1 protein-coding gene is annotated in these 1958 nt (G+C 33.0%); it reads left to right on the forward strand.

Going from position 1 to position 1958, the window contains the following annotated elements; genetic code table 11:
- Positions 1-270: 270 nt before the first annotated feature.
- Positions 271-1407, forward strand: coding sequence for a DegT/DnrJ/EryC1/StrS family aminotransferase (locus tag B3578_RS00205; RefSeq protein ID WP_291046115.1), 1137 nt, complete (start codon positions 271-273; stop codon positions 1405-1407).
- Positions 1408-1958 lie beyond the last annotated feature (551 nt).

The raw sequence follows: 1958 nt of genomic DNA on the forward strand, positions 1-1958 counted from the left end.
ATTTTTAGTAGAGAGGTTTACGGCCTTGACTTTTTGGTTACTTTTTAGTCAAGTAAAAAGTGACATTAAAGAATTTTTAATCTCAAATGTTGTTAAAAAGGAATTTGAATATTGAGAAAGGATGAAAATCCGGCATTAAAACTCTCACATTAAGAAAATGGTTGAGAGAGTATTGATAAGATTTTTTATTTTATGAAGTTTTATGACTAACTCATGAAGCAAAAATCATAGTTTTATATTAAATTTGTACAACAAAAACAACTATAAAAAATGGCTGAAAAAATATGGTTATCATCTCCTCACATGGGGGGGAATGAATTAAAATACATTCACGAAGCATTCGATGCAAATTGGGTTGCACCACTAGGACCTAACGTCAATGGTTTTGAAGCAGATTTAGAAAATTTCTTAAATACAGATGTAAAAGTTGCAGCATTATCTGCAGGAACAGCGGCAATTCATTTAGCTTTGATTGAATGTGGAGTTTCACATGGTGATGAGGTAATCTGTCAATCGATGACATTCTCAGCAACAGCAAATCCAATTGCTTATCAAGGAGCTACACCTGTTTTTATTGATTCTGAAAAAGATACATGGAATCTTTGTCCAATTGCATTAGAAGAGGCAATTAAAGATCGTATCGCAAAAGGAAAAACACCAAAGGCGATATTAGCTGTTCATTTGTACGGAATGCCTTATAAGGTTGATGAAGTACATGCTATAGCTGAAAAATATAACATTCCTGTGATTGAAGATGCTGCAGAGGCATTGGGTTCTACGTTCAAAGGTAAAGCTTGTGGAACTTTTGGACGTTTCGGAGCGTTATCGTTTAACGGGAATAAAATTATTACAACTTCTGGTGGTGGAGCGTTGGTTTCGCATACACAAGAAGATAAAGATAAAGCGGTATTTTTAGCAACACAAGCACGCGATAATGCACCTCATTATCAACATTCACATATTGGGTACAATTACCGTATGAGTAATATTACAGCGGGTATCGGTCGTGGACAAATGGAAGTTTTAGCGGATAGAGTAGCAGCTCGTCGTGCAATGAATAAATTCTACCAAGAGTTGTTTGCGGATATTGATGGCGTAACTGTTTTTGTAGAACCAAGTTCTGATTATTTCTCTAACCATTGGTTGTCAGCGATTTTAATTGATCCAAAGGTAGCAGGGAAAACGCGTGAAGATTTGCGTCTAGCATTCTTGGAAGATGATATCGAATCTCGTCCATTATGGAAACCAATGCATATGCAACCTGTTTTTGCTGATGCACCTTATTATGGAGGAACGGTAGCCGAAGAATTATTCGAAAATGGATTATGTTTACCTTCTGGTTCTAATTTAACAGATGCAGAACGAGAAAGAATTGCAGCTAAAGTAAAAGAAGTATTTGGAAAATAATTTTTAAAAATATAATATCAATCAAATCCTCTTAAGTTTTCTTAGGAGGATTTTTTTTTTAAATATGAAATAAATTTCTTATTAAAAAGTGTAATTGAAATAGAAAAAGGATATAGATATAGGCATTAAATCTCTCACGTTAAGAAAATGTTTGAATGTAACGTTAAAAAGGTTTTAGCCCGTAGGGTTTTTAAAATCTTTAGTGAAATGAGGGCATTTTTAGTAGAGAGGTTTACGGCCAAGAGTTTTTTGATTACTTTTTTACTCATTTCCCCGTAGGGCATATGAATACCGATAATTAAAATAGAAAAGTAATGAATAAAAAAGTGATAGAAATTACTTTAAGTTCATTTTTGTCTTGACACAAAAACATTTGAAATTAAAAGGAGAAGCTCCAGTGGAGCTTAGGTATAAATTGTTACAAGTTGATTAATAATTTTACATTCATTTTTATTCATGAGTTATTATTGTTTTCAAATGAATTCATATACCCTTTGGGGAATCTTGATAAAAAAAAGAACCAAAAAAAATCAAGTCTGTGCTTACAAGTC

Source organism: Empedobacter sp. UBA1574, from assembly GCF_002322895.1.
GTDB lineage: Bacteria > Bacteroidota > Bacteroidia > Flavobacteriales > Weeksellaceae > Empedobacter > Empedobacter falsenii_B.